The sequence below is a fragment of the Campylobacter sp. IFREMER_LSEM_CL2090 genome (assembly GCF_025771865.1).
GTDB lineage: Bacteria > Campylobacterota > Campylobacteria > Campylobacterales > Campylobacteraceae > Campylobacter_D > Campylobacter_D lari_D.
The window spans coordinates 132,086-158,928 of record NZ_JAKMRA010000001.1; the positions used below are offsets into that span (position 1 = coordinate 132,086).

At 28.5% G+C, this 26,843-nt stretch carries 30 protein-coding genes; 16 read left to right on the forward strand and 14 right to left on the reverse strand.

Translation table 11 applies throughout. The features are described from left to right. Positions 1 to 90: 90 nt before the first annotated feature. A complete protein-coding gene (holA, locus tag L8V85_RS00705; protein ID WP_263737233.1) occupies positions 91 to 1,056 on the reverse strand; it encodes a DNA polymerase III subunit delta in 966 nt (321 codons plus the stop codon). Next, positions 1,049 to 2,989 carry a VacB/RNase II family 3'-5' exoribonuclease gene (locus L8V85_RS00710; RefSeq protein WP_263737234.1) on the reverse strand — a complete coding sequence of 647 codons (1,941 nt, stop codon included), beginning with the start codon at positions 2,987 to 2,989 and terminating at the stop codon, positions 1,049 to 1,051. The genes holA and L8V85_RS00710 overlap by 8 nt, the downstream gene beginning before the upstream one ends. A gap of 108 nt (positions 2,990 to 3,097) precedes the next feature. Between L8V85_RS00710 and ilvC the strand changes: the two genes are divergently transcribed. From ilvC to L8V85_RS00735, 5 genes are read left to right on the forward strand one after another with little or no spacing between them, the layout of a single operon-like run. Further along, on the forward strand, positions 3,098 to 4,120 hold the full coding sequence (ilvC, locus tag L8V85_RS00715; protein WP_012661655.1) for a ketol-acid reductoisomerase: 1,023 nt from the start codon (positions 3,098 to 3,100) through the stop codon (positions 4,118 to 4,120). A gap of 1 nt (position 4,121) precedes the next feature. Then, a complete protein-coding gene (locus tag L8V85_RS00720; protein ID WP_263737235.1) occupies positions 4,122 to 5,189 on the forward strand; it encodes a divergent polysaccharide deacetylase family protein in 1,068 nt (355 codons plus the stop codon). Next, positions 5,176 to 5,943, forward strand: coding sequence for a DNA-protecting protein DprA (locus L8V85_RS00725; RefSeq protein WP_263737236.1), 768 nt, complete (start codon positions 5,176 to 5,178; stop codon positions 5,941 to 5,943). The genes L8V85_RS00720 and L8V85_RS00725 overlap by 14 nt, the downstream gene beginning before the upstream one ends. After that, positions 5,940 to 6,326 (forward strand): Holliday junction resolvase RuvX, encoded by a 387-nt coding sequence (gene ruvX, locus L8V85_RS00730; RefSeq protein WP_220567240.1) that lies wholly within the window; start codon positions 5,940 to 5,942, stop codon positions 6,324 to 6,326. Before L8V85_RS00725 ends, ruvX begins: the two co-directional genes overlap by 4 nt. Continuing rightward, the gene (locus L8V85_RS00735; RefSeq protein ID WP_263737237.1) at positions 6,313 to 7,206 is read left to right on the forward strand and encodes an RsmB/NOP family class I SAM-dependent RNA methyltransferase; all 894 of its coding nucleotides are present in this window, start codon (positions 6,313 to 6,315) and stop codon (positions 7,204 to 7,206) included. Before ruvX ends, L8V85_RS00735 begins: the two co-directional genes overlap by 14 nt. 187 nt (positions 7,207 to 7,393) lie before the next feature. Here the strand turns inward: L8V85_RS00735 and rpsO are convergent, their stop codons facing one another. After that, positions 7,394 to 7,666: a 30S ribosomal protein S15 gene (gene rpsO / locus L8V85_RS00740; RefSeq protein ID WP_012661650.1), complete on the reverse strand. Its 273-nt coding sequence runs from the start codon at positions 7,664 to 7,666 to the stop codon at positions 7,394 to 7,396. Positions 7,667 to 7,850: 184 nt separating this feature from the next. Between rpsO and L8V85_RS00745 the strand changes: the two genes are divergently transcribed. From L8V85_RS00745 to L8V85_RS00765, 5 genes are read left to right on the forward strand one after another with little or no spacing between them, the layout of a single operon-like run. After that, complete coding sequence (locus tag L8V85_RS00745; protein ID WP_220567238.1) at positions 7,851 to 8,255, forward strand: Rrf2 family transcriptional regulator; 405 nt, start codon at positions 7,851 to 7,853, stop codon at positions 8,253 to 8,255. Further along, the gene (flhA, locus tag L8V85_RS00750; protein ID WP_133318796.1) at positions 8,248 to 10,407 is read left to right on the forward strand and encodes a flagellar biosynthesis protein FlhA; all 2,160 of its coding nucleotides are present in this window, start codon (positions 8,248 to 8,250) and stop codon (positions 10,405 to 10,407) included. Before L8V85_RS00745 ends, flhA begins: the two co-directional genes overlap by 8 nt. A 9-nt stretch (positions 10,408 to 10,416) precedes the next feature. Beyond that, positions 10,417 to 11,469 carry a DHH family phosphoesterase gene (locus tag L8V85_RS00755; RefSeq protein ID WP_133318797.1) on the forward strand — a complete coding sequence of 351 codons (1,053 nt, stop codon included), beginning with the start codon at positions 10,417 to 10,419 and terminating at the stop codon, positions 11,467 to 11,469. Beyond that, entirely contained in the window at positions 11,453 to 11,689 is a 237-nt protein-coding gene (locus L8V85_RS00760) for a hypothetical protein (protein ID WP_133318798.1), read from the forward strand. Before L8V85_RS00755 ends, L8V85_RS00760 begins: the two co-directional genes overlap by 17 nt. Beyond that, positions 11,686 to 12,315, forward strand: a complete 630-nt coding sequence (locus tag L8V85_RS00765; protein ID WP_263737238.1) for a hypothetical protein — start codon at positions 11,686 to 11,688, stop codon at positions 12,313 to 12,315. The genes L8V85_RS00760 and L8V85_RS00765 overlap by 4 nt, the downstream gene beginning before the upstream one ends. Here L8V85_RS00765 and L8V85_RS00770 read toward each other — a convergent pair. After that, the gene (locus tag L8V85_RS00770; protein ID WP_256374638.1) at positions 12,304 to 12,435 is read right to left on the reverse strand and encodes a hypothetical protein; all 132 of its coding nucleotides are present in this window, start codon (positions 12,433 to 12,435) and stop codon (positions 12,304 to 12,306) included. The two genes, L8V85_RS00765 and L8V85_RS00770, sit on opposite strands and share 12 nt — an antisense overlap. Before the next feature lie 240 nt (positions 12,436 to 12,675). On the opposite strand from L8V85_RS00770, the gene L8V85_RS00775 reads away from it, so the two are divergent. From L8V85_RS00775 to dnaK, 3 genes are read left to right on the forward strand one after another with little or no spacing between them, the layout of a single operon-like run. Next, entirely contained in the window at positions 12,676 to 13,458 is a 783-nt protein-coding gene (locus tag L8V85_RS00775; RefSeq protein WP_263737239.1) for an HrcA family transcriptional regulator, read from the forward strand. Next, positions 13,455 to 13,964 carry a nucleotide exchange factor GrpE gene (gene grpE / locus L8V85_RS00780; RefSeq protein ID WP_114640401.1) on the forward strand — a complete coding sequence of 170 codons (510 nt, stop codon included), beginning with the start codon at positions 13,455 to 13,457 and terminating at the stop codon, positions 13,962 to 13,964. The genes L8V85_RS00775 and grpE overlap by 4 nt, the downstream gene beginning before the upstream one ends. 22 nt (positions 13,965 to 13,986) lie before the next feature. Beyond that, positions 13,987 to 15,849 (forward strand): molecular chaperone DnaK, encoded by a 1,863-nt coding sequence (dnaK, locus tag L8V85_RS00785; protein WP_263659097.1) that lies wholly within the window; start codon positions 13,987 to 13,989, stop codon positions 15,847 to 15,849. A gap of 31 nt (positions 15,850 to 15,880) precedes the next feature. Here the strand turns inward: dnaK and L8V85_RS00790 are convergent, their stop codons facing one another. The 3 genes from L8V85_RS00790 to L8V85_RS00800 are packed head-to-tail and all read right to left on the reverse strand — an operon-like array spanning position 15,881 to position 17,944. Continuing rightward, positions 15,881 to 16,534 (reverse strand): DNA/RNA non-specific endonuclease, encoded by a 654-nt coding sequence (locus tag L8V85_RS00790; protein ID WP_263666177.1) that lies wholly within the window; start codon positions 16,532 to 16,534, stop codon positions 15,881 to 15,883. After that, positions 16,531 to 16,974: a GatB/YqeY domain-containing protein gene (locus L8V85_RS00795; RefSeq protein ID WP_263664425.1), complete on the reverse strand. Its 444-nt coding sequence runs from the start codon at positions 16,972 to 16,974 to the stop codon at positions 16,531 to 16,533. Before L8V85_RS00795 ends, L8V85_RS00790 begins: the two co-directional genes overlap by 4 nt. Before the next feature lie 10 nt (positions 16,975 to 16,984). Then, positions 16,985 to 17,944, reverse strand: coding sequence for a Ppx/GppA family phosphatase (locus L8V85_RS00800; protein ID WP_263737240.1), 960 nt, complete (start codon positions 17,942 to 17,944; stop codon positions 16,985 to 16,987). 55 nt (positions 17,945 to 17,999) lie between these two features. Between L8V85_RS00800 and L8V85_RS00805 the strand changes: the two genes are divergently transcribed. From L8V85_RS00805 to L8V85_RS00815, 3 genes are read left to right on the forward strand one after another with little or no spacing between them, the layout of a single operon-like run. Then, the gene (locus tag L8V85_RS00805) at positions 18,000 to 18,767 is read left to right on the forward strand and encodes a pyridoxine 5'-phosphate synthase (protein ID WP_263737241.1); all 768 of its coding nucleotides are present in this window, start codon (positions 18,000 to 18,002) and stop codon (positions 18,765 to 18,767) included. After that, positions 18,764 to 19,864, forward strand: coding sequence for a 4-hydroxythreonine-4-phosphate dehydrogenase (pdxA, locus tag L8V85_RS00810; RefSeq protein WP_263737242.1), 1,101 nt, complete (start codon positions 18,764 to 18,766; stop codon positions 19,862 to 19,864). Before L8V85_RS00805 ends, pdxA begins: the two co-directional genes overlap by 4 nt. A 43-nt stretch (positions 19,865 to 19,907) precedes the next feature. Further along, entirely contained in the window at positions 19,908 to 21,428 is a 1,521-nt protein-coding gene (locus L8V85_RS00815) for an inorganic phosphate transporter (protein ID WP_133318806.1), read from the forward strand. Here L8V85_RS00815 and mnmH read toward each other — a convergent pair. Genes mnmH through L8V85_RS00850 form a run of 7 tightly spaced genes read right to left on the reverse strand, consistent with a single transcriptional unit; the run spans position 21,423 to position 26,676 of the window. Continuing rightward, the gene (gene mnmH / locus L8V85_RS00820; RefSeq protein ID WP_220567121.1) at positions 21,423 to 22,406 is read right to left on the reverse strand and encodes a tRNA 2-selenouridine(34) synthase MnmH; all 984 of its coding nucleotides are present in this window, start codon (positions 22,404 to 22,406) and stop codon (positions 21,423 to 21,425) included. The genes L8V85_RS00815 and mnmH overlap by 6 nt on opposite strands. Next, a complete protein-coding gene (locus L8V85_RS00825) occupies positions 22,399 to 22,887 on the reverse strand; it encodes an HIT family protein (RefSeq protein ID WP_263666181.1) in 489 nt (162 codons plus the stop codon). Before L8V85_RS00825 ends, mnmH begins: the two co-directional genes overlap by 8 nt. Further along, entirely contained in the window at positions 22,887 to 23,489 is a 603-nt protein-coding gene (locus L8V85_RS00830) for an indole-3-glycerol-phosphate synthase TrpC (RefSeq protein ID WP_263737243.1), read from the reverse strand. The genes L8V85_RS00825 and L8V85_RS00830 overlap by 1 nt, the downstream gene beginning before the upstream one ends. Next, positions 23,474 to 24,709, reverse strand: a complete 1,236-nt coding sequence (locus L8V85_RS00835) for a tetratricopeptide repeat protein (RefSeq protein ID WP_263737244.1) — start codon at positions 24,707 to 24,709, stop codon at positions 23,474 to 23,476. Before L8V85_RS00835 ends, L8V85_RS00830 begins: the two co-directional genes overlap by 16 nt. Beyond that, a complete protein-coding gene (locus L8V85_RS00840) occupies positions 24,685 to 25,056 on the reverse strand; it encodes a YkgJ family cysteine cluster protein (RefSeq protein WP_263659104.1) in 372 nt (123 codons plus the stop codon). The genes L8V85_RS00835 and L8V85_RS00840 overlap by 25 nt, the downstream gene beginning before the upstream one ends. Next, entirely contained in the window at positions 25,046 to 25,738 is a 693-nt protein-coding gene (locus tag L8V85_RS00845; protein WP_263659105.1) for a tRNA1(Val) (adenine(37)-N6)-methyltransferase, read from the reverse strand. The genes L8V85_RS00840 and L8V85_RS00845 overlap by 11 nt, the downstream gene beginning before the upstream one ends. Then, complete coding sequence (locus L8V85_RS00850) at positions 25,732 to 26,676, reverse strand: NAD(P)-binding domain-containing protein (protein ID WP_263660070.1); 945 nt, start codon at positions 26,674 to 26,676, stop codon at positions 25,732 to 25,734. Before L8V85_RS00850 ends, L8V85_RS00845 begins: the two co-directional genes overlap by 7 nt. Positions 26,677 to 26,843 lie beyond the last annotated feature (167 nt).

The following is a 26,843-nucleotide window of genomic DNA, read 5'->3' on the forward strand; positions in this document are numbered from 1 at the left end:
TTAATTTCTCCTTATGGATATAAAGCCTAAAATTTTAGGCAAGGATTTTGCATAAAATGCAAATTTCATTCTACCATAAGTTTTCTTAATTTAACTTTTTAATATGGAGCTAAGTTGTAAAAGTGTTGCGATTAAAAATTCTTTTTTTTCTATTTTAGAATTCTTTTTTAATTCATATTCGCAATTACAAAGTGTCAGAAAGATATTTTTATATTGTGATATTTTAATCATAAGAGCTTGTTTTTGAAGATTTTGCGCCACAGAAATAGGTGGAGCATAGCCTAAAATTTCTTTTAAGTCTAAATTTCCATAAATTTTAATATGTAAAGCTATTTTAAAAAGTCTAGAAAAATTTGCATATAAGGCATTAATCAATGCTATTTCATTGTAATTTTCTAAAATATTTTCAAGTTCATTCCTTAAATCTTTTTTTTGCATTAATTTATCAAAAAAACTTTCAAAACTAATAGTACTTAAACTATAACAATGCTCTTGGATGATTTTTTCATCGATATTTAGACCACTAAATTTATTTAACTCATTAGCCGCTAAATATAAATTTTCATTAAAATTATAAAAAAGAGCATAAAGGGCATTTTGAGTAATGTTAATATTTAATTCTTTAGCTTTTAAAGCTAGTAATTCCATGCCTTCCTTAGCTGAATTTACTTTATAAAATCTACAAAAATTATTAGCAAAAATTTTCTCCGCTTCACTTTGTTTGGAGCTTTCATCATAAATTTCAAGTAAAAAATAATTATCTTGCGAATTTTGACAAAGCTGTAAAAGTTGCTTGAGTTCTTTATTTGGGATTTTCTTTTGAGTTTTGATTTCTAGCAATTTTCTTTCGCTAAATAAGGAAGCGCTAGATAAATAATCATATGCTTGCTTAAAATCATATTCTTCAAAATAAAATCTTAAACTCTCATCAAAAGAGTATTTGTCTTTAATAAATTTAGTATAAAGCTCTATTTGGAAATTATCCGCTCCATAAAGTAAGAAATAATTAGGAAAACTATTACCATTAAGTAAGCTTTGGAGTTGATTTTTATACATTTTGGTTTCTTTCTAAACTAAAATGCTTGGTGATTTTGCCAAAAATTTTAGCACTAACAATATCTACTTCAGTGATTTCCACTTCTATGTTTTCTAATAAATTTGCCCTTGAACCTATGATGGTAATCAAAGCTCCCTTAATTTCATCATTTAATTTTACTTGCAATGAACTTTGATTTTCTACCACTAAAGCCTTAAATCTTTTTCCTATATTTTCTTTTGCCCATCTTGCAAATTTTCTATCCATAAAATGCCAAGCAACCTTATCTGCTTCTCTTTCTAATAAGCTTAACTCCTCGCAAGTACTTTGTATATTTAAAAGCAAATAATTAAACATTTTTTCATCATTATTGATTTTAGCTTTTAAAAGTCTATGCAATATAAGATCAGAATATCTTCTAATAGGACTTGTAAAATGGGTATATTTATCAAAACCTAAGCCAAAATGCCCTGCATTTTCACTAGAATATTCTGCTTTTTTTTGCGCCTTGATGATGAGTTTATCTACTTCTTCTCTTATATTTAGCTCATTTGCTAAGACTTGAATGTCTTTAAATAATTCTATGACATTATTTTTAGGATTAATATCTATACTAAGTGTTGAAAGATCAGCTAGCAATTGATCTATTTTTTTATAATCAGGACTTAAATGATTTCTAAAAACTCCTATATCAATGAGTTTTGCTGCAGCTTTATTAGCTAAAAGCATGCAATCTTCGATTAAATTATGCGAAGCAGTGTCATTTTCAAGGCGTGTTTTTATGAGTTTATTATTTTCATCTAAAGTCATTCTTAGCTCTTGGGTTTTAAACTCACAAGCATTTTTTAATCGTTTTTTTCGTAAATTTTGAGTGATTTTGAAAACCTCATAAAGCCAATTGATTGCGCCTAAATCTTCTTGCTTTTGTAAATACTCATCAACTTCATCGTAATTAAAACGGCGTTTTGAGTTGATAATAGCCTCAAAAAGCTCTTCTTTAATCACTTCATTGTTTTGATCTAAGCTTATTTTAAAACAAAATGCTAACCTATCTTCATTAGGTTTTAGTGAGCAAATATTTTCACTCAAAGCTCTTGGTAGCATAGGTATAGCAATATGAGGAAAATAAATCGAAAAACCCCTTGATCTTGCTTCTTTATCAATAGCACTATAAGCATGCACATAAGCACTTACATCAGCTATGGCTACATAAATAGCATGCTCATTTTTATCATAATAAATTGCATCATCAAAATCTTTTGCATCAATTGGATCAATGGTACAAAAATTTAAATTTCTAAGATCTTTTCTTGATGGATACATACTCGCATCAACTTCATTTCCATAAGCTCTTGCTTCATTTTCACATAAATTATCAAAAACTGCATTTTTATTAAAAAGTGCTAAGGAAATTTTATCATCTACAAAATCATCATCAATATGTCCTATCACTTCAGTGATATTATTATCATGATTTTCTATTTTTAAAATAGTTCCTAAAGGTAGAGTTTTTAAGGATTTTTGAGAGGCTTTTAAGGCATATGTGAGTCCTGTTTGAATATTTACTCCAAGGACTGCTTCGCCGTATTTTTTAGTTATAACCAAAGAAGTTTCATGGGCTCTTTTAAGTATTAAGATAACTTTAGCACTTGGACGCTTTTTTTTAAGAGGAAGTAATTTTGCTACAACTATATCAGCATAATTTGCTCCTTTTAAATTTTTATTTTCCACAAGCAAATCACGCTTAAAAACAGGATCAAAACTTTCTAAAAATCCCGTTCCATTAGCTGAAATATCAATCTTACCAAAAGTAAAGCCATCTTTTAAATAGTATTTGTTTTTATAAAATTTAATAATATCGCAAGTTAGCAACTCTCTAATGATTTGCTTACTTTTATTGGTAATTTCATCAGCATTTAGACCATAGCTTAGTTGATTAAATAATTCTTTCATAATACTCTTTATAGTAATTTTTTCAAAACTTAAATTTTATCATAAAAGGATTAAATTTATATTTTTTAGTTATAATCTTTGCTTTAATTTTAATTTTAGGAGTGCATAATGGCTGTGTCAATTTATTATGATAAAGATTGTGATATTAATTTAATAAAATCAAAAAAAGTAGCTATTATAGGTTTTGGCTCTCAAGGTCATGCTCATGCTATGAATTTAAGAGATAGTGGTGTAGAAGTGATCATAGGGTTAAAAGAGGGTGGGCAAAGTTGGGCAAAAGCTCAAAAAGCAAATTTTATAGTAAAAAGTGTAAAAGAAGCTACTAAAGAAGCAGATTTGATTATGATTTTAGCTCCTGATGAAATTCAAAGTGAAATTTTTAATGAAGAAATTAAACCTGAATTAAAAGCAGGTAAAACTCTAGCATTTGCACATGGATTTAATATCCATTATGGACAAATTGTTGCTCCAAAAGGTATAGATGTGATTATGATAGCTCCTAAAGCTCCAGGTCATACTGTAAGACATGAATTTAGTATAGGCGGGGGCACTCCTTGTTTAATTGCTATCCACCAAGATGAAAGTAAAAATGCTAAAAATTTAGCTTTAAGTTATGCTAGTGCTATAGGTGGTGGTAGAACAGGTATTATAGAAACGACTTTTAAAGCTGAAACTGAAACAGATTTATTTGGCGAACAAGCGGTGCTTTGTGGAGGACTTAGTGCTTTAATCCAAGCTGGTTTTGAAACCTTAGTTGAAGCAGGGTATGAACCTGAAATGGCGTATTTTGAGTGTTTGCATGAAATGAAATTAATTGTAGATTTGATTTATCAAGGTGGTATTGCTGATATGAGATATTCTGTTTCTAATACTGCTGAATATGGAGATTATATCACAGGGCCTAAGATTATTACCAAAGAAACTAAAGAGGCTATGAAAGGTGTTTTAAAAGATATACAAAATGGAAGTTTTGCTAAAGATTTTATCTTAGAAAGAAGAGCGAATTTTGCAAGAATGCATGCAGAGCGTAAATTAATGAATGATTCTTTGATAGAAAAAACAGGACGCGAACTTCGTGCTATGATGCCTTGGATTAGTGCTAAAAAATTAGTTGATAAAGATAAAAACTAATTTGAAAACTATAAATAAAAAATACAAAGTGCTTCTAGCACTTTGTCTTGTTGTAATTGGAATTTTTCTTTTTGCATTTGGAGCTTTGTTTTTAAAAAAAGAAGAAAATAAAACCTTAGACTATAATCAAACCATAGTTAAAAAAGAACTATTACCACCTACAAAAGAGCAAGAAAATAATTTTAGTTTTAATGATATAAATTTGACTTTAGAAAATGAAAAATTAGAATTTTTAGATAAAAACATTAGTGAAATTTTAAATTTAAACCCTGTAAATACAGAGTTAAATCAAACTAAAGAGGATAATCAAACTTTAATTTTAGAAGTAATAGATCAAAATACAAGTAAAGAATTAATCAATAAAGAGCAAAATATATCAGATAAAAATGAGGATAATAAAACTCAAATCCTAGTGCAAAAAAATACCAAACCTCGTCTAGCAATTATTATAGATGATATGGCAAGTCACACTCATGTAGATATGCTTAAAAAAACAAATTTAAAATTAATCCCATCTTTTTTTCCACCTGATAAACGCCATCCTTATACAGCTGAGTTTGCAAAGGATTTTGACTTTTTTATGGTGCATTTGCCTCTTGCTGCTATAAAATATGACAAGGCAGAATTAAACACTTTACACCCTAGTGATGATATGGAAAAAATAAGCAAGCGTATTGCTTTTGTAAAAGAACAATTTCCAAAGGTAAAATTTATTAACAACCATACAGGAAGTTTATTTACTGCAAATAAGCAGGCTATGGAAAAATTATTTAATGCTTTTAAACAAAATGATTTTATTTTTGTAGATTCAAGAACCATAGGAAATTCTAAAGCTAAAAATTTAGCAAGTCAATTTAATCAGCCTTATATAGCTAGAGATGTTTTTTTGGATAATGAAGATGATATAGCATATATTAAAAATCAACTCAAACAAGCAGTAGAAGAGGCAAGAAAGAAAGGTTTTGCTATAGCTATTGGTCATCCAAGAGAAAAGACTTTTAAAGCTTTGGTGCAAAGTAAAGATTTGTTAAATTCAGTTGAACTTGTATATTTAAATGAAATTTATTGAGAATATTGAAGATTTTAAAAATCTTTTAAATCCACCTTCAAAGATTTATTATAAAGGCAATTTAGAGCTTTTAAATGCTAGAAAAGTAGCTATTATAGGTTCTAGAAAAATGAGCGTTTATACTAAAAATTGTCTCATTGAGTTAGTATCTTTGTTAAAAAAAACTAAGGTTTGTGTAGTAAGTGGTGGGGCTTTGGGTGTGGATATCCAAGCAGCTAAAATAGCTTATCCTCAAACTATAGCCATATTTGCTAATGGACTTGATGAGATTTATCCAAAAGCTAATACAAATGAAATTTTAAATATTTATGAAAATGCATTAGCTTTAAGTGAAAATGAAGCAAAATATAAAGCAAAGCCATATGATTTTTTATTAAGAAATAGGCTTATTATTGCTTTAAGTGAGGTTGTTATAATAGCTCAAGCTGATTTAAAAAGTGGTTCTATGCAAAGTGCAAGGCTTGCTTTGAGTATGAATAAACCTATATATGTATTACCTCATAGGAAAGATGAAAGTGAAGGAACAAATTTACTTTTAGCCACAAAAAAAGCAAATTTAATTCATAATTTTGAGGAATTTGCAAAAATGTTTGGAGAGCTTTATCAAGAGCAAAGTGAGGATGATTTGTTAAGCTTTTTAAAGTATGAAAATGATTTAGAAAAAGTTTTGAAAAAATTTGGTGATAGAGTTTATGAATATGAACTTGAGGGTCTGGTGGAAATTTCTGGAGTGAAAATAAGAGCTTGCATATGAATACTTTAGCGTTAGATATAGGTTTAAAGCGTATTGGTGTTGCTTTGTGTATTAATAAAAGCATGGCCATGCCGCTTGAAGCTATCATTAGAAAAAACCGCAATCAAGCAGCAAATGAGGTAAAAAAATACATTAAAGACTATGATGTAAATACTTTGGTGGTAGGAATTCCTTTGGGCGGATCTAGTGAAGATGAAATGCGAAAAAGAATAGAGCATTTCATATCTTTACTTGATTTTGATAAAGAAGTTTTTTTTGTTGATGAGAGTTTTAGCTCTAAAAACGCACAAGAGCTTGGTGTAGTGAATTTAAAGAAAAAAGATGGCAAACTTGATTCTTTAGCTGCATATTTATTTTTAAAGGATTTTTATGGCCTTGCTTGATTTAAATACAGCTTTAGATGAAATTTATACAAAAGAGCAAAAAGAACAAATCCTTCAAAGTTTTAATCAAGAAAAATATCTCAATATTTTTAGAAATTCTTTGCTTATTGACAATGAAAAACTAGAAGAAATTCTAAATGAAAAAAATATAAAATTTGAAAAAATTGATTTGTATTGTTATAAAATACCTACTATTTTTAAAAGTAAATTAAGCTCAATGAATGCTTTTAATGAGGGTAAGTTTTATATACAAAATTATTCTTCGTATTTATGTGCTAAAACTTTGGGTGTTAAAGCTGGTGAGAATGTATTAGATATGTGTGCAGCTCCTGGTGGAAAAAGTTTAAATTTGGCCAATTTTATGCAAAATGAGGGTTATTTAGCAAGTTGTGAATTATCTAAAACACGCTTTTTTACCTTAAAAAAAACTATGGAAAATTATCAAGTTAAAATTGCAAAATGCTTTTTAAAAGACGCACGCACTATAGGTAAAGCTTGTCCTTTGAAATTTGATAAAATTTTGCTTGATGCGCCTTGTTCAACTTTTGCAAAAATGGGTTTTGAAATACAAAAAAACACAAAAGAAATTAAGCAAATAGCAAATTTGCAAAAAAAACTTTTACATTCAGCATTACTAGCCTTAAAACATGGTGGGGAATTGGTTTATAGTACTTGTACATTTTTAAGAGAAGAAAATGAAGCTGTTTTAGAAAATGCGTTAAGAAATGAAAATTTTAAATTAGAATTACTAGATTTTGATTTATTAAATGTTAACTTCATTAATGCAAAAAGTGATGATTTTGACTTGTCATTTGCCAAAAGAGTTTTACCAGATAATTATGCAGATGGGTTTTTTATAGCAAAAGTGAAAAAACATTAAAAATCAATAAAATTAAATGTGAAAAATATTTTTACTCATAAAACTTAAAGTGTTATTTTTAGATACTTAGAAGCTAAAATCACATCGTGAAACTCTTGTGAATAAAATATTGAAATTTTGAAAACTTAAATTAAAGAAGTGGTAAATAACTAAAATAAAATATATTAAAGATAAATAAGCACGAGGCTTATTTATCTCTTAAATTTAATTCGCTGATTAATTTAGAATAAGCTTGATAATCTTTTCTTTTTAGATAAGATAAAAGTCTTTTTCTTTGACCAACAAGCTTTAAAAGACCTAAACGAGAAGAAAAATCTTTTTTGTAGATTTTTAAATGTTCTGTTAAATCTGAAATTCTTGCACTTAAAAGTGCGATTTGAACTTCTGGAGAACCCGTATCTCCTTCTTTTCTAGCAAATTTTGCAACTATTTCTGCTTTTTTAGCCGAATCTAAAGCCATAATAGACCTCCTGAGCGGTATTTAAAATAAAAAGTGCAATTATAACTAAAAAAACAAAAAAAATGCTGAAATTTAAAAAATAAGAAATTTAATATTTAACAACACATATTTTTGATATAATTAAAATTTTTATTTAAAGTTAAAAATAGATATTGTTTATTAATATTTCAATGAAAGGAAAAAAGTGTTATTTACCAAAGCTAGCGAATATGCTTTATTGTCTTTAATTCATATAGCAAAATCCCAAGAACCACAAGATGTAGATACTATGTCAAGTGTTTTAGATATACCAAAAAGTTTTTTAGCAAAAATTTTACAAGCACTTGCCAAAGACGCACTTTTGAAATCTTATAAGGGTGCTAAAGGTGGATTTATGCTTGTTAAAAAGCCAAGTGAATACACTTTAAAAGAAATTATTAATAGTGTAGAGAAAAAATCTATCAATGTATTTGAGTGCAGTAATGGAATTTGTCCTTCGCAAAAAGAAGAAAATTGTAAAATTATGCCTGTGTTGGTGAAGCTTCAAAATAAGATAGATGATTTTTTAGTTTCTATTACTCTAGAGGATATTATTCAAAATAATGGCTAAAAGGGATATTTTTAGCTTAGTATTGCCTTGGATTGCTCCACTTGTTGCACCTATTTTAAAGGCAAAGAGTCTGACTATAGTAGCTGTAATTATTGCAATTTTAGCTATTATTATAGTACCTTTACCAAGTATAGTTTTAGATTTTTTTCTTGCTTTAAGTATAGCAATTTCGGTTTTAATTATTTTAATTTCTTTATATATACCAAAACCTACAGATTTAACAACTTTTCCAACTATGATTTTAATTATTACGCTTTTTAGACTTTCACTTAACATAGCTACAACGCGTATGATTTTAAGCGAGGGTCATCAAGGTCCAGCTGCTGTTAGTGATATAGTGGCAAGTTTTGGTGAATTTGTTGTTGGTGGAAATTATGTTATAGGTATGGTTGTTTTTTGTATTTTAGTTTTAATCAATTTTATGGTTGTAACTAAAGGTAGTACAAGGGTTTCTGAAGTTCAAGCAAGATTTACCCTTGATGCAATGCCAGGTAAGCAAATGGCTATTGATGCGGATTTAAATGCAGGTTTGATTGATGAAAAAACTGCACGCGCAAGACGCCAAGAAATCATAGCTGAAGCAAATTTTTATGGAGCAATGGATGGTTCTTCTAAATTTATAAAAGGGGATGCTGTTGCTGGGATTATTATCACCATTGTAAATTTAATTGGTGGGTTTATGATAGGTTATTTTCAGCATGATATGGAGCTTGGAGAATGTGCTTCAACTTATACTATATTAACAATAGGTGATGGACTTGTTTCTCAAATTCCTGGACTTATAACTTCAACGGCAACTGCAATTATCATCACGCGTGCTAGTAAAGATGAAGATAATTTTGCTGAAGGTTCTATCAATCAGCTTTTAGGGGAATACAAAACTTTATTAATTGTAGGCTTTGTTTTATTTATATTTGCTTTAGTACCAGGCTTACCACATTTTTCTTTGGGCTTTATGGCTTTGGTGTTTTTAGGACTTGGTTATATGATAAAGCAAGTGCAAGAAGGTAAAATTCAAATCAATGCAATTTCAGCTAAAAAGTCTCAAGAAACCCATGAAGAAGAACAAGCTAAACCTCAAAAACGCAGCGAAGAAGAAATCTTAAAAGAAGAAGAAAATAAAATCACAGATATTTTAAAATTAGAAATTTTAGAATTAGAATTAGGTTATGGACTTATCAAACTAGCAGAAAGTGAATTAACAGAGCGTATTAGATCAACAAGACGCAATATAGCTCAAAGTTTAGGTTTTTTAATGCCTAAAATTAGAATTAGAGATAATTTGCAATTAAAACCAAATGAATATACTTTTAAACTCAAAGGTGTGGGTATAGCTAGTGCTGAAATTTATCCTGATAAATATCTAGCTATGGACAGTGGTTTTATCACTGAACCTATCGAAGGTATAGCTACTAAAGAACCTGCTTTTAATTCTGATGCTTTGTGGATAGAATCATCCTTAAAAGATGAGGCAACGCTAAATGGTTATATTGTAATTGATCCAGCAAGTGTGATTTCAACCCATATGAGTGAGCTTATAAAAGCTAATGCTTCAGAGCTTTTAACTAAACAAGAAGTGCAAAATTTACTAGATAAAATCAAAAATGATTATCCTATCGTGGTAGATGATTGTTTAAGGGTTGCTAGTATAGGTTTAATTCAAAAAGTTTTAAAAGCTTTACTTAAAGAGCATATTCCTATTAAAGATATGCTTACAATTTTAGAATCAATTAGTGATATAGCTGAAGTAAGCAAGAGTTTGGATATGATTATTGAGCATGTAAGGGCTTCTTTAGCAAGAGCAATTACAAATTTATATGTGGATGAAAAAGGGCAAATTAGCTTTTATATTTTTGATGCAGCTGCAGCTGCAAAATTAATGGAGCATGTGCAGTTTAAAGATGGTTCGTATCATTTAATGATAAATGTAGCCCAAACTGGTGCTTTAGTAGAAGCTTTAAAAGCTGAACTTGCAAGTGTGGCAAATACAAGAATTAAGCCTTTCTTGCTTTGTGTTGAGCCACAACTTAGAAAATTCATTGCTGATATTTGTTCTAATTTTGGTATTAATATTACAGTTTTAAGTTTTGCTGAGATTGCAGAAAATACTAAATTTGAAACAGAAGGTATCATAAAAGTTGATAATTTATAAAGGAAAAATATGAAAATTTATCATCTTTCACATACGGATTTAGATGGCTATGCTTGTCAGTATGTGCTAGATTTTTATTTTAAGAATTGTTATTTTTATAATTCTAATTATGGTAAAGAGATTAATGAAAATTTTAATGTGATTTTTAAAAATATAGAGGAAGATTTAAAGCAAAGTCCTAATGAAGAATTTGTGATTTTAATCACAGATTTAAATTTAACATTAAGTCAATGTGAAGATTTTCAAAAAGCCATAGAAGGAAAAAAAATTAAGCTTTTACTTTTAGATCATCATCAAAGTGGCTTAGAATGTATGCAAAAATATCCTTGGTATTTTTTAGATGATAAAAGATGTGCTACTAAGATTGTTTATGATTTTTTTAGTAAATGTTATGGCGAAAATAAGGCTTTGTCAGAATTTGTAGATGTGGTAAATGCAGTAGATATTTGGTTGAGTGAAGATGAGAATTTTGAACTTGGAAAAGTACTACTTGGTATGGTTTCTGGAGCAAAAGAAATCAATAGAGTAATGTTTGCACAAGAAAATATCAAATATCTTTTTTATCTTTTTGATGTTTGTAGAAAATACATTCATCAAAAAAATGCTCATATTAATTTAGATGATGATTTACATGGCTTAAAAAAATCTTTTTTTAAAAAAGAAAATGATGATACTTTAAGCAATTTAATTTCTAAATTTATAGTAGAAAGACTAAGTGTAAATAAAGAAAAATTTAGTGTATTTTATAAAGGAAGTAAAGGTTTATTAACTTCAAATATAGGCAATACTTCCGTAATTGGAAATGATTTTTTAATGCAAAATCCTGATTTTGATTTTTTTGTTGATCTTAGTTCGAGAAAAACCTTAAGTTTTAGAGCAAATAATAAAATCGATGTGAGTTTGATGGCTAAAAGCTTGGTCAATGGGGGAGGGCATAAAAATGCTAGCGGAGGATTATTTGCTGCGTATAAAGATAGCTCTAACTATGATTTCATAAAAGCACAATTTGTAGATTTAATTAAAAGCAAAGAATTAAAGGAAAATAATGAAAACAAATCATGATTTTAAAGAAGAAATAGAAAATTTACAATATGAATTAAGCATAGTTTTAGAAGCAATGCTCTTGTTTGCTGGGGTAAAAAGAGCAAAATTAGAAAAAGCAATTGGAGTTTATATTGATTGTATTGATGAAGTTTGTCAAAATACCCAAAAAGAAGGAGTTGATGAGATCTTAGAAGTAGTGGAGTACTTAAAAATTCATCATAAAGATTTATTTGAATGAAAAATTTATTATTGCTTTTTATAGGAATTTTTTCTTATGCAAATATCTATGAAGATTTAAGTGATTTTGCTTACAATAAGCAAAACACGCTAAATTTAAGCTCAAGTCAAGCTTTATTGTTAGAATACAAACAAAACAAACAAGCTTGCGCGGATATAGTGCTTACTAAAGATAAGGCTTTCGTGGTTAAATTTTATCCACTGTGTGAAAATTTAAACGAAAAAAATCTAAATGAATACTTAAATACGCAATTTATAAGTTTATACACTAAAGATTTATCAAAACTAAGAAAAGAAATTGCTGATATTAAAAATATTATGCGCGATTTTATGATTTATTATACCTTACATCAATCTTTTGCAAATGAAATTAAGAAAATGAGTAAAAATGATAAATTACAAGCGTATGAACTAGATGAGAAGAAAGGTGGAAAAATTCTCTACAAGATCAATAATCAAGCTTGTGTAATTTTTGATTTATATTTAGATGAAAATCTGCAAGCTAGTATGCAAGTAAGTGGAATGGAAAATTTGGATAAAACTTGTATGGAGTTAATCTCATCCCTTGATTTTAAAGACTTATCTTTCACAAAAGAGGGTATGAGAAAATATAAATTAAAAAACTAATCTAAAAAATCTTAAATAATATAACTTTAAAATTCTACTTAAAGCCATTTTTTTTCTTTCTATATTGGAAAACACATAAGCTTCAAGATCTTGCTTTTCTCTTAAAGTAAGATTTTTCATTATTATAAACCTTTTAAAAAATATTGCTAGACGCAATTATATTATCTTTTCTTTTAAAAAAACTGAAAAATAAGTTTTTATATATTATATATAAATGGCTAAATAAACTTTAGTTATATAGACTAAATAATTTTAAATATTTTTATTTAAAAATAACTTGACATTATTATACTAAAGTTGTATAATTATCTTGTCACTTAAAAACATTGAGTGCTAAAATAAAAAATTTAAGGTTTTATAGTGAAGTCTTATAGTAAAAAAGATTTAATTTTAAAAACTATCATTGAAACCTATCTAGAGGGTAATAACCCTGTGGGTTCTAATGAGTTAAATCATAAAGTTAGCATACCTGCTTCTACTATAAGAGTTTATTTTAAAAAATTAAGTGATGAAGGTGTATTAACGCAACTTCATATTAGCAGTGGTCGCATACCAACTTTTAGTGCTATGAAGGCTTATTGGTATGAGCAACTTTGCGAAGATGAGATTGTGATTAACGATCTTGCATTGTTGGAGTTTTTGCTTGATAAGTTTGAAATTTATACCTTAGTTTATGGTGGCGATGAGCTTATTTTGCAAGATATTACCAAGGTTAATGATAAATTTATCATACTTGATTTTGGACAAAATGAGTTGGTTTTAAGATTTAGCCAAGATAGTCTGGTTTTCTTACAAAGACTTATAGGGCTTGATCTAAAAAGTATTGAAAATTTAGCTTTTAGAGTTGAGTTTAAAGAGTTATTGGAAAAAATAATTATGCTAAAAGAAGCTATGGTTTATTATAGATATAATGAGAGTAAAGCTTATCAAATTTATCAAAATGATGAATTTGCTAAGCTTTTATCTCCTCAAATTGGATTTTATTTTAACGATAAATTGCAATTTGATCCTTTATTTGAAGAGGGTTTTATGGGATTAAAGCTTAAGAGTACATTTTTAGGCAAAGAATCTAATGTGGTTTTTGCTGGTAGTGTGTATTCTGATTTTAAAACAATGTTAAATATTATAAAGGAGGCTGCGTGAGCGAAGAAAAGCAAAATGAGCAAATGCAAGAAGAAGCAGTGGAAAATTCAGAAAATCAAAACAATGAATTAGAAAAACTTCAAGCAGAGTATAATGAGTTAAAAGATACTTATTTAAGAGCAAATGCTGAATTTGAAAATATCAAAAAAAGAATGGAAAAAGAAAAAATTTCAGCAACAATTTATGCAAATGAAAGTTTTGCTAAAGATTTGCTTGATGTAGTTGATGCATTAGAGGCGGCTATTAATGTAGAAGCTAATGATGAATTAAGTTTGAAAATAAAAGAAGGGGTTCAAAACACTTTAGACTTGCTTTTGAAAAAACTTGAAAAACATATGGTTAAAGCAATAGAAGCAAATGGTGAGTTTGATCCAAATTTACATGAAGCGATGTTTCATGTTGAAAGCGCCGATCATGAAAGTAATCATATTGTCCAACTTTTACAAAAGGGCTATATGATGAATGATAGAGTAATTAGATCAGCAAAAGTTAGTGTTGCAAAATAAAATTTAATAAAAAGGATAAAAAATGGCAAAAGTTATAGGTATAGATTTAGGTACAACAAATTCTTGTGTGAGTGTATATGAAAGAGGCGAGAGTAAAGTTATCCCAAATAAAGAAGGTAAAAACACTACTCCTTCAGTAGTTGCTTTTACAGATAAGGGAGAAGTTTTAGTTGGAGATAGCGCTAAGCGTCAAGCTGTGACTAATCCTGAAAAAACTATTTATTCTATAAAAAGAATTATGGGTTTGATGATCAATGAAGAAGCAGCAAAAGAAGCTAAAAATCGCTTACCTTATCATATCACAGAGAGAAATGGGGCTTGTGCGATTGAAATAGCAGGTAAAATTTATACTCCGCAAGAAATTTCAGCAAAAGTTTTAATGAAATTAAAAGAAGATGCAGAAGCTTTCTTGGGTGAAAAAGTAGAAGATGCGGTTATTACTGTTCCAGCGTATTTTAATGATGCACAAAGAAAAGCTACAAAAGAAGCAGGACAAATTGCAGGGTTGAATGTATTAAGAATTATCAACGAACCAACTGCAGCAGCTTTAGCTTACGGACTTGATAAAAAAGAAAGTGAAAAAATTGTAGTTTATGATTTAGGTGGTGGTACATTTGATGTTACTGTGCTTGAAACAGGTGATAATGTTGTAGAAGTTTTAGCAACAGGCGGTAATGCATTTTTAGGCGGTGATGATTTTGATAATAAATTAATCGACTTTTTAGCAAATGAGTTTAAAGATGAAACAGGTATTGATCTTAAAAACGATGTAATGGCTTTACAAAGATTAAAAGAAGCAGCTGAAAATGCTAAAAAAGAATTAAGTTCAGCTAATGAAACTAATATTAATTTACCATTTATCACAGCTGATGCAAGTGGCCCAAAACACTTAACTAAAACTCTAACAAGAGCTAAATTTGAAAGTATGATTGATGGTTTAGTTGCTGAAACTATTAGTAAAATTAACGAAGTAGTAAAAGATGCAGGACTTGATAAAAGTGAAGTAAAAGAAATCGTTATGGTGGGTGGTTCTACTCGTGTTCCACTAGTACAAGAAGAAGTTAAAAAAGCCTTTGGAAAAGAGCTTAATAAATCAGTAAATCCTGATGAAGTTGTTGCAATTGGAGCGGCGATTCAAGGTGCGGTTATTAAAGGTGATGTTAAAGATGTATTATTGCTTGATGTTACTCCGCTTTCTTTAGGTATTGAAACTTTAGGTGGTGTGATGACTAAAATCATCGAAAAAGGTACAACTATACCAACTAAAAAAGAGCAAGTTTTCTCAACTGCTGAAGATAATCAAAGCGCAGTTACTATCAATGTTTTACAAGGTGAGAGAGAATTTAGCCGTGATAATAAATCTTTAGGAAATTTCAATCTTGAAGGAATTCCACCAGCACCTCGCGGTATGCCACAAATTGAAGTAACTTTTGATATTGATGCAAATGGTATTTTAACAGTTAGTGCAAAAGATAAAGCTACAGGTAAGGCTCAAGAGATTAAAATCACAGGTTCAAGCGGACTAAGTGAAGAAGAAATCAACAACATGGTAAAAGATGCAGAGCTTCACAAAGAAGAAGATAGAAAACGCAAAGAAGCAGTAGAAGCTAGAAATGCTGCTGATAGCTTAGTACATCAAGTAGAAAAATCTTTAAGTGAGCTTGGAGATAAAGTAAGCGATGATGATAAAGCAAATATTCAAAAAGCCTTAGATGAGTTAAAAGAGACATTGAAAAATGCTAATGCTTCTAAAGAAGAAATCGAAGGTAAAATGAAAGCTTTAAGTGAAGTTTCTCATAAATTAGCAGAAAATATGTATAAAAAAGAAGAACCAAACGCTCAAAAGAAAAAAGACGATGATGTAATCGATGCTGAAGTTGAGTAAAAACTAAACTAGAAGCCTTGTTGCTTCTAGTTTAATCAATATATTTTTTACAATCTTCCTTAAAATAATTTCTATCAAATCTTGCAAAATTATCATTATTTGGCACTTTATAACATTCGCTGAAATTTTTAACCTTAAGAATTTTGACATAAAAACTAGGAATGGCTATGTTGTTTTTAATGCGTTTTGGCTTATCATCATAAAGTACTAAATTTAAGACTTCTAATTCTTTATTTTTCTTTGCTAAATATCTTTCTCTTTGTTCGATTTCATTCCAAATTTCTGCATTAATATCTTTTTTTTGCGGAGTGATATTGCTCATTAAAAAAGTGCTAAGTTGGGCTTGTGGGGTTGCATTCATGGATTGATTTGGTACAACATGCCCTCTTGTATAACCACTTCTTAGATAATCCTCCCAATAAGTTCTATACTTTTTAGGAATATTGGTATCATCTTTAAATTTTGGGCGTTTTTTGATGTGTCCTTGATTTAAAATTTTAGCTTCTAGTTTATAAGCAATTGCCTTGGTGCCTTTATAATTATAATCATAACAATTAATATAATAATATTTATCCATTAATAAAGAGCAGTCTTTAAAATAAGCTTTAAAGCTAGGATGTAATTCATATTGAGTATAAGCAAAAGAGCTTAAAGCTAAGGCGCAAAGTGTTAAAACTTTTTTCATGCTAAAAGCTTTCTTACCATTTCATTAAGTCTTTTACCATCAACGCTTGCACCAAAAGCTGTTTTAGCTTCTTTCATCAAAATACCTTGTTCTTTTAAAGAGCTAATTTGTAGTTTTTCTATAAGTTTTTTTAGCTCACTTTCTAATTCCTCATCGCTAAGTTGTTTTGGTAAATAAGCACTTAAAATAGCTACTTCTTGGAGTTCCTTTTGTGCTAAATCTTCTCTAGAACCTTTGCTAAAAGCAAGTGCGGCTTCATTTCGTTTTTTAATCTCACTCGCAATGATTTTATATATTCTTTCATTATTAAGTGTGATTCTCTCATCAACTTCTATTTGTTTAAAGCTAGCATTAAGCGTTCTTAAAGTGTTTCTTTTAAAATCATCTTTATTACGCATAGCTTCTTTGATATCTTCTAAAATTTGATCTTTTAAACTCATTTTTTCTCCTTTAAAATTTGATATTTTTAAAATGTGCTATACACACACCTTCTCTAACACCATCATCAATCACAATGAGCTTTTGCTTATTAAATAAAGCAAAAAGTATCATTGAGCCTGCTATGAGGTATTTTTTTCTATTTTCTCCAAGATAAATTTTAGCTTTTTCTTGTTCTAAATTCCAAATTTTTAATGCAAAATCAAAAAAATCTTTGCGTTTGAGTATTTTACCATTTACACTTTCTTCTAGGTAGTCTTTGTATTTTATGTTTTGTTTATAAGCACAAAGTGTGGTAGGTACTCCTGAATTTAGTATGAAAAAATTTCCTTTTAATTTTATATCTTTACTAAGATTAAAAGCTTTTAAGGCAAGTTGCTTTAAATGCGCAGGGTAGGGGCTTAGATGAATTTTTAATTTTTCATCTTTAATACGCACAAGATTTTGTGGATATTTTTTAAAAAAACTTACATAAGCATTTGGTTTTATGGCTTTAAAATGCATTCTTTCATAAAAACTAATGATTCCAAAATCATAACTTTTGCTAAATTTATCATTTGAAATTTCACAAGAAGCACCGCCTAAATCACAATAGTTTAAGTCTTTTCTAAAAAGTTTAAGAGCTTTAAGACGCTCTTGCATACCTAAAACGCTTAGTTTTGCTTCGGTTTTTGCATCGATTAATTTTATATCAAGTTTAAATTCTTTTTGAATTTTTTCAAAAATAAGCTTAGTATTTTTTGCTTTTCTAAAAGCAGCTGTGGCGACTGCTTTAGCTTGACTTAAGTTATAATTTTTTTCTTTTAAGATTTTCAAAGCGCTAAAAATTCTTTCTATAGCTTCATCGCTAATGGTGTCATTTTGCATATTTTTAGCTGCTCCTATGATAAATTCTTCGCTTTTTAATTTATTAAAATTCTCATCCATCAAAACAGCTCTTAATGTATTTGAACCCATATCAATACCTAGCACTAGCTCTCCTTAAAAAATTTAAAGTATAATAGCAAAAAACTTATAAGGAAAACTTATGCTTTTAGGGGTTAATATCGATCATATAGCAGTTTTAAGAGAAGCTAGAAAAGCAAATGATCCTGATTTACTTGAAGCTGCTATTTTGAGTGCAAATTTAGCTGATCAAATCACTATCCATGTGAGAGAAGATCGTCGTCATGCTAATGAGTTTGATTTAGAAAATATCTTAAAATATTGCAAATGTGTAGTGAATTTAGAATGCTCTATTGATATGATAGAATATGCTTTAAAATACAAACCCTCACGCGTTACTTTAGTGCCTGAAAAAAGACAAGAACTTACAACAGAAGGTGGTTTAAATTTAGATAATGAAAAACTACAAGAAGCTATTAATGTTTTAAAGCAAGAGCAAATCGAAGTTTCTTTATTTATTGATCCTAATTTAGAAGATATCAAAAAATCATCTTCTTTAAATGCTGATTTTGTAGAGCTTCATACAGGCTTGTATGCTAATATTTATAATGCACTATATACTAATATCAATCAAACTTCTTATGCATTGCCTGAATTAATTTTAAGTAAAAATGAACTCAAAAAGCTTTTAGAAAATGAACTCCAAAGATTAAGACAAAGTGCAAGTTTGGCTAAGAGTTTAAATTTAAGAGTAGCAGCTGGACATGGGCTTAATTATAAAAATGTAAAAAATATTGTAGATATTTTAGAAATAGAAGAGTTAAATATAGGCCAAAGTATAGTAGCAAGATCGGTTTTTGTGGGCTTAGAAAAAGCTATATTGCAAATGAAAGCTTTGATTAAAAGATGAAAAAAATTGCTATTAGCATAGGGGATTTAAATGGCATAGGTATGCAAATTTTATTATCTTGTCATGATGAGCTAGTAAAAATTTGTGAGCCATATTATTTTGTGCATTATGAATTATTTCAAAAAGCAAATAAACTTTTGAAAATAAATCCTAAATCTAAAATCAATTTAGTTGAAATTTCTAATGCTTCAAAACCACAGTTTACCTTTAAAGAAGAAAAAGAAAATTTTTTAATTTATGAGTTTTCATATCAAGCTAGTAAAATTATTGATTTTGATTTTGAGTTAAATCCTGCAAATTTAGACGCTAAAAGTGGGGTTTATTCTTTTTTAAGTTTTGAAGGAGCTAGTTATTGCACGCATTTATTTTTAGATGCTTTAGTAACTTTACCGATTAATAAAAAAACTTGGCAAATGGCAGGAGTGAGCTATAAAGGTCATACTGAAGCACTAAGAGATTTTTTCAAACAAGATGCTATTATGATGTTAGGGTGTGATGAGCTTTTTGTGGCTTTATATACTGAACATATGCCTTTAAGAGATGTTTATAAAGAAATTAAGGCTTTTGAACTTGCGAAATTTTTAATTAATTTTTATCAATGCACTTTATTTGAAAAAATTGGAGTTTTGGGTTTTAATCCTCATGCAAGCGATAATGGCGTAATAGGTGGAGAGGAAGAGCAAGAAATAAAAAAGGCCATAAGAATGGCAAATGTATTTTTAAAAGATCATGCATTAAATTTACAAAATTTAGAAAATGAGTATTTTTTAAGTCAAAAAGAAAAAGAGTTTTTTTATAAGGAAAATATTTTTTTAAGTGAGCCTTTAGTGGCCGATAGTGCTTTTACTCCTTTTGCATTAAGTAAATGCAAGTATTTAGTCAGTATGTATCATGATTTAGCCTTAGCACCCTTAAAAGCTTTGTATTTTGATAAAAGTATTAATGCGAGTTTAAATTTACCCATAGTTCGAACTAGTGTTGATCATGGAACAGCTTATGATAGGGCTTATAAAAATGAAAAAATAAACTTACAAAGTTATATGCAAGCAGCAAAATCTGCTTTACAATTTTTACAAATCAAAGAAAAAAATAAGTAAAAGTTACTAAAATATTCTTAAAATAATTTCTTAAGGAGAATGCTTGAGTAAAGACAATACCATTGCATTTTTTATTTTTATTGTAAGCGTTTTGTGTTTTTTTGTTTGGGGTTATAATTACATTCCTAATAATTCCATGATATTATTTATTCTTGCTAGTGTATTTGGAATTTTTATGGCCTTTAATGTTGGCGGTAATGATGTTGCAAATTCATTTGGCACTAGCGTGGGAGCTAAGACAGTTACTATTAAGCAAGCTTTAATTATTGCAGCAGTATTTGAATTAAGTGGGGCTGTGTTTGCAGGTGGGGAAGTAACTAATACTATAAGAAGTGGTATAGTGGTTTTACCAGATAGTGTTGATCCTATGGTGTTTGTATGTGTTATGCTTTCTGCTTTGCTAAGTTCAGGTATTTGGTTATTTATAGCAACAAAAAAAGGACTTCCAGTTTCTACTACTCATAGCATTATAGGTGGTATTGTAGGTTCAAGTATAGCTATGGGGTTTGTATTTTTTGATCAAGACCAAGCTTTTTCTATGGTAAATTGGAATGGTATTTATAAAATAGCTATGAGTTGGGTTATTTCTCCTTTACTTGGTGGGCTTGTGGCGTATTTAATTTATGCTTATATTTATAAAAAAATACTTCAACCTTCGGCTTTGATTAATATGCAAATAAAAGAAATTAAAAAAGAAAAAAAGGAGTTTAAAGAAAATTTTTTTATCAATTTAAAAAACAAAAGTCAAGAAGAGCAAATTAAAGAATTAAGCGCCATTGTTTTAGATGATGATGAAAAAAGAAGTGAATATAAGTTAAAAATTAAAGAATTAAAAGAAAAAGAAAAAAATATAGATGTTTTTTCTAAAATGAAATTCCATGTTCCTTTGGTTGCAGGGATAGCTGCTTTAATAATAGCGTCAATGTTTTTATTTAAAGGTTTAAATAAAGTTTCTACTTTAGATATGGTGCAGAATTTATGGATAGTTTCTATTATTTCTATTTTTGCTTATATAGTTACTTTGGCTGTTGTAAGATTGATGAAAAAAACTGAAGTAAATAAAACTATAGAAAAGATTTTTTCGTGGTTTCAAATTTTTACTGCTTCTAGTTTTGCTTTTTCGCATGGAGCTAATGATATAGCTAATGCTCTTGGGCCATTTGCTGCGATTTTAGATGTGCTTAAAAATAATACCATTAATCCAAGTTCGCCAGTGCCATTTGCTGTAATGCTTATGTTTGGTATAGCTTTGGTTATTGGACTTTGGTTTTTAGGTAAAGAAGTTATTCAAACTGTTGGTTCAAAACTAGCAGAAATTAAGCCAACAACAGGCTTTAGTGCTGAACTTGGTGCAAGTATTGTTATACTTTTAGCAACTCAACTTGGAATTCCAGTTAGCTCAACCCATATTTTAATCGGCGCTATTTTGGGTATAGGGGTGTTTAATAAAGATGCTAAATGGGGTATGATGAAACCTATTGGTTTAGCTTGGGTTATTACTTTACCAGTTGCTGGAATTCTTTCAAGTATTATTTTTGTAATTTTTGTAAATATAATCTTATGAGTTTAAACTCATAAGATATTTTTTAGCTTCATTTAAATTAGAGCTATTTATAAAATAATCAATTTTTGCAGGTTTTTTATATACTTTATCATAATATTCAAAAAGCATTTTTACACAAAGTTCTAAATTATTTTCTTCATAATTTTTACAAAGTCTTAATTTAAAATCCTTGCTGATATAAGGTGATATTTTTTCAACGCATTGATAAAACACTTTTTTATCCATTGGAGTATAGTTTTTTAAAACTCTTTGAATGCGTAAATTTATATCACACTCGCACCAAATTTTCTTAGCTTTTTGCATACTATTATATAAATTTAGTGGGATAGTTAAATTTCCAATTTGTCTGCTTTCAGCTTCTATAAAACAAGTTTTGTGAGTATAATCTTTTAAAAAATAAAACAACTTATCTTCAAAGGCTTTTTGGCTTGGTTGTTCTCCATAAATTTTACCAAAACTTGATCCTTGGTGATTAGCTAGTTTTTCTAAATTTAAAGCATTGTTTAAAGTTTGGATTAAATCACTTTTACCACTTGCTGTATTGCCACAAAGACATAAAAACTCAATATTTAAATCTTTCCTAAAAAACTCACTCACATAACTTCTATAGGCCTTGTATCCACCTTCTAATCTTACAACTCTATAACCAAGTTCAGCCAAGATTAAAGCAATAGCTTTTGATCTTTTACCACCTCTTGCACAATAAATTCCCACCAAAGAACCTATTTTATAATTTTGATAAAGTTTATTAATATGTTCACTCATATTTTTACAAATATAACTTGCACCTTTTGCTTTAGCTAAGCCTTTATTTTTCTTATAAAGTGTGCCTATTTCTTCAAATTCATTATCATTTAATGCGTAGTAATTTTGCGCAGATTTTATATGAGCAAGTTTGTATTCTTTGGGACTTCTTACATCAATTAAAAGATCAAAATTAAATTTTAAAAAATTTTCAAAATCAACTTCTTTATACATAATCTTTAAAAGCTTTGCATAAGGTGGTATAAACTTTTCCCAAATCACTCCCACAAACTCTAGTTTGTCCTATGGTAGTGATAAAATTTGTATCCCCTTGCCATCTTGGGATTAAATGATAATGACAATGCGGCGCTATGCCAGCTCCTGCTGCACTGCCTAAATTCATACCTATATTAACACCCTTAGCATGAAAGTTTTCTTTTAAAATTTTAACTCCAATACGCACAAAATGGCTAATTTCTAGCCATGTATCATTATTTAAATCTTCTATATTTTCTAAATGATCATAAGGGATAATCATGAAATGACCCGGACTATAAGGGTATTTATTCATAATGCCAAAACATTCTTTAGCTCTAAAAATTACCCCAAGTTTTTCATCTTCATTGAGTTCATACTTACAATGACAAAAAGGGCAAAAATTTTTATCTTTATTATTAAAATAAACATCCCTCCAAGGTGCGTATAAATACTCCATCAACTCTCCTTTATGCAAGCATGCAGATTTTTGATATTTTTACTTATAAGAGCTTTATTTTTTGGTATCAAAGGTAATAGCTTTTCATCTTCTAATAAAAAAATTCTAGCTCCTGCTAAAATAGCATTATTAAGATCGCTTTTGCTTTCAATATAAAAAATGGCCTCTAAGCCAAGATGTATTGCAAAATTATAAAGTTTTTTTAGTTGCATAGTTTTTAGTATTTTAGGAAATACAATAAACGCATCAGCTCCATATACCAAGCTTTCCAAAATTTGATATTCATCAAAAATAAAGTCAAATTGCACAATGGGTTTGTCATGATAGCGTCTAAAAAGACTTAAATTTTGTATGTCTTGATTAAGCAAAGGACTTGTTGGTAAAACGATAGCATCAAAATTTTCATGATTAAAATTTAAATCTTTGGAGTATAAAAAATGCGAAAGTTTTCTTTCAAGCAAAAGTGTGTAAATATCTTTAGGATAAAAAGCATTAGAAGCTAGGCTTCTGCCCAGCATATCATAAGGAAAAATTTCTTTTTTATTTTCTAGAATTTTTTGTGTTTTTGAAAAATGATCTTTTAAATCTATTGTTTTAAACATTTTTCAATGGCCTTTAAGTGATCTTTGCTTTCTTGGGAATTTGCAAATTCTTTATCGTGGAATGTTTTTTGTAAAATTTCATAAGCTTTTTTGCAATTTTTAAGTTTATAATAGCCCCAAGCTAAAGAATCTAGGTAGTAAAGATTTTGTGGTTCTTGTTTAAGTGCCCAGCCTACTAATTCTATGCCTTTTGCAATATCAATATCATATTCGATTAAGGCATAGCCATAGTAGTTTTGATATAAAGCATCGCTACGCACATCTACACTTTGTTCAAATTTTTTCATAATAGAAGCTAGAATTTTTGGATCCGTGATTTTTTTACTTTTAGAATCCATATAAATTTCAAATTCTAAAACCCCTGCCATAGAAAGGTATTTTTTATCTTTGCTAAGTTCATAATGTTTTAAAGCTATTTCGTAAGCTTTTTTATAATTTTTTGTTTGTGTATATAAGAAAATTTTAGTATCAGGATCTATGTTGTATTGTTGGACTAAATTTAGAGCTTGTTTATAATTTTTTTCTTGCACTAGTAATTCTATCATAGCATATATATATTTAATATCATTGTTGAGTTTATATAGTTTTTCAAGGGTTTGAATGCTTGCCTTATTGTTTTTTTGCTCTTGATAAATTTTTAAAAGTAGGGTGCATGTTTTAAGAGTGCATTGTGAATTTTTTACAAATTCTTCTAAAGCTTTTTTAGCTTGATCAATATTTTTATTTTTTATATTAATTTCAACTATTTTAAGTAATAAATTTTCATGTTCAAAAAGCTTATAAGCAAGATTGTATTGCTCTAAAGCTTTGGTGTATAAAGCTTTTTTAGCAAAAATATCACCTAGTATTTCATAGTTTCTATAATCTTGCTCTTCTTTAATGAGTTTATAAAGTATAGTTTCGGCTTGTTTATAATCTCCTATTTCAAAAAAATGCAAAGCATTTAATCTTGCAATAGCTGTATGATTTAAAAATTCTTTAGAGGCTTTTAAAAGTTCATCTTTTTGTTTTAAGTTAGCACCCAAAGCTAAAAGCAATGCTTTTTGCAAATAGATACTTTCATTATTTTCATGAAATAAATTTGTATAAATATCACATGCTTTTTGAAACTGTCCATGTTCTTCATAAATGAGTGCTTGTAAGATTTTATCTTCGCTTTTAGCCAAAGCAAGGTTTGTTAGGATAAAAACGATAATTAGTGAAAGCAAACCCCTATACATTCTTCTTTCAACTCCTCTTTGTGTGTTTTAAAATACTCCCAAAATGGAAAAGTTTTACATTGTTTTGGTCTATGCTTGTAAATTAAACATTTTTTATACATTGTATCAAAAAAAATACAACGATAGCCATTTTCATGCTTTACTTCTTTAAAACTATATTTAAATCCAACTTTGATAAGGTATTGTTCTTTAAAGGCTTCAAAGTTTAAATTTAAAAAAGCAGCAATAGCTTCTAGCTCTTCTTTGCTAGCATAGATATATCCACTTTCTCCAGTGCAGCATTTTCCACCGCATATTTTACAAGCATTTTCATCAAAAGAATAATCAAAGTTTTTTTCACATATCATAGCTTATAGTTCCTGTATTTTCATAAATTTCGCTAATTTTTGGATTTAAAACATTATTTTCATACATAAAAAGCGTAGGCATTATCACACAAGGGCTTTTATTATTTTTTTTAATATGCATTAAAACAAGCCTTGCATTAGTTTGTGTATTGGTGTGAATACATTGAAGAGAAACTAGTTTTAATTTAAATTGTTTTAAATAAGCACAAATTTCATCTAAAAAACTTGCCTCATAGCACATAAAAAAACTACCATTTGGCTTGATTAAAGTATTTATTTTAGCAAACATCTTCTCAAGCGGCATAAATTCTTGATATCTTGATATACATAAATGCAAATCTTGGCTTTTTTGTGTATTTTTTTTATAAAATGGAGGATTAGAGATTAAAAAATCAAATTTTATATCACTTTTATAGTTTAAAAAGTCTTCGCAAATGCTTTGAATTTCAAGTTTATTTTCTTTGGCATTTTTATAACTTAGTTTGATATTTTGCTCTTGAATATCTAGTAGATAAACTTTTGAATTTGGAAATTTTTGCTTTACTAAAAGTCCTAAAATTCCACATCCACATCCTATATCAAGGATATTTCCTTTTAAGTTATTTTTAGATAAAAAGTCAAAAAGTAAAAGGCTATCATTATTATAACGATAGCCTTTTGAATATTGAAAGAGTTTTAGCATTTATAAAGATGATCGCAGATTTTAAATGAATCATTTAAACCCACTACAATAGAAGCTCCGTTTTTACTCGCTATATCGCCTGCTACAAATAATCCTTTTACATTACTTTCTTTGTTTTCATCAAAGCTTGGCACACCTTTTTCATCAACTTCTATAGAGCATTTTTGTAAGAAATCAAGTGGAGTTGAACCACCAATAGCATAAATAATGCGATCATAAATTTCACTTGTATTGTTAGTGAAATTTACTTTAGCTTTGCCATTTTCATCTTCAATACCAGTTATATCTATGCCGAGTTTTGCTTTTACACTGCCTTGCTCAAAAGCTTTTTGAATATCTTCAAGATTAATATCATTTAATCTTGAGAAAGTTTCTCTTCTATAGCAAAGTGTAACATCGTTATTTTTAGCTAAATCTATAGCGTATTCTGCTGCTGAATTTCCACCGCCTACAACTAAGATTTTTTCATCTTGGCTTGTTGAATTTGCATTAAAATTGATGATTTTTGTTAAAGTTATAGGTAAAGTATAGCTTGGTTTATTTGGCTTACCCATTCTACCTATGGCAATAACTGCATTTTTACAAATATAATTTTCATTTGCAGTACTAACGATGAAATTTTCTCCATCTTTTTTAACACTTTCAACTTCACTAGAAAGCTTTACTTCAAGATTATGCTCTTTGATAGCATTTTGGAAAGTTTCTATCGTACTTTCTCTAGTTCCATCTTCAAAATTTATATGCCCGTGATTTGTGCTATCACAACCTTTATAAGCTTTGTCTACTCTTTTACCTTCTTTGTAAAATTTTACTAAGGTTTGACAAATCGCATCAGCTTTTTCTAAAACAATAACTTCTTTATTTTTTATTTTAGCTTCTACTCCTGCTGCAATACCTGCAGGGCCAGCGCCAATAACTACCATATCAAAAATTTTCATTATTTCCCTTTTTTAATTTTTAGTTTATGTAAATGTATCAAAAAAACAATAATAAAAAATAAAAAACAGAAATTATTTTTATTTTGTAAATAAATTTTTTATGCTTATAAATTATTAAATTAATAAAATTTTATAATAAAGTAGATTAAAATGTGTAAAAAATATAT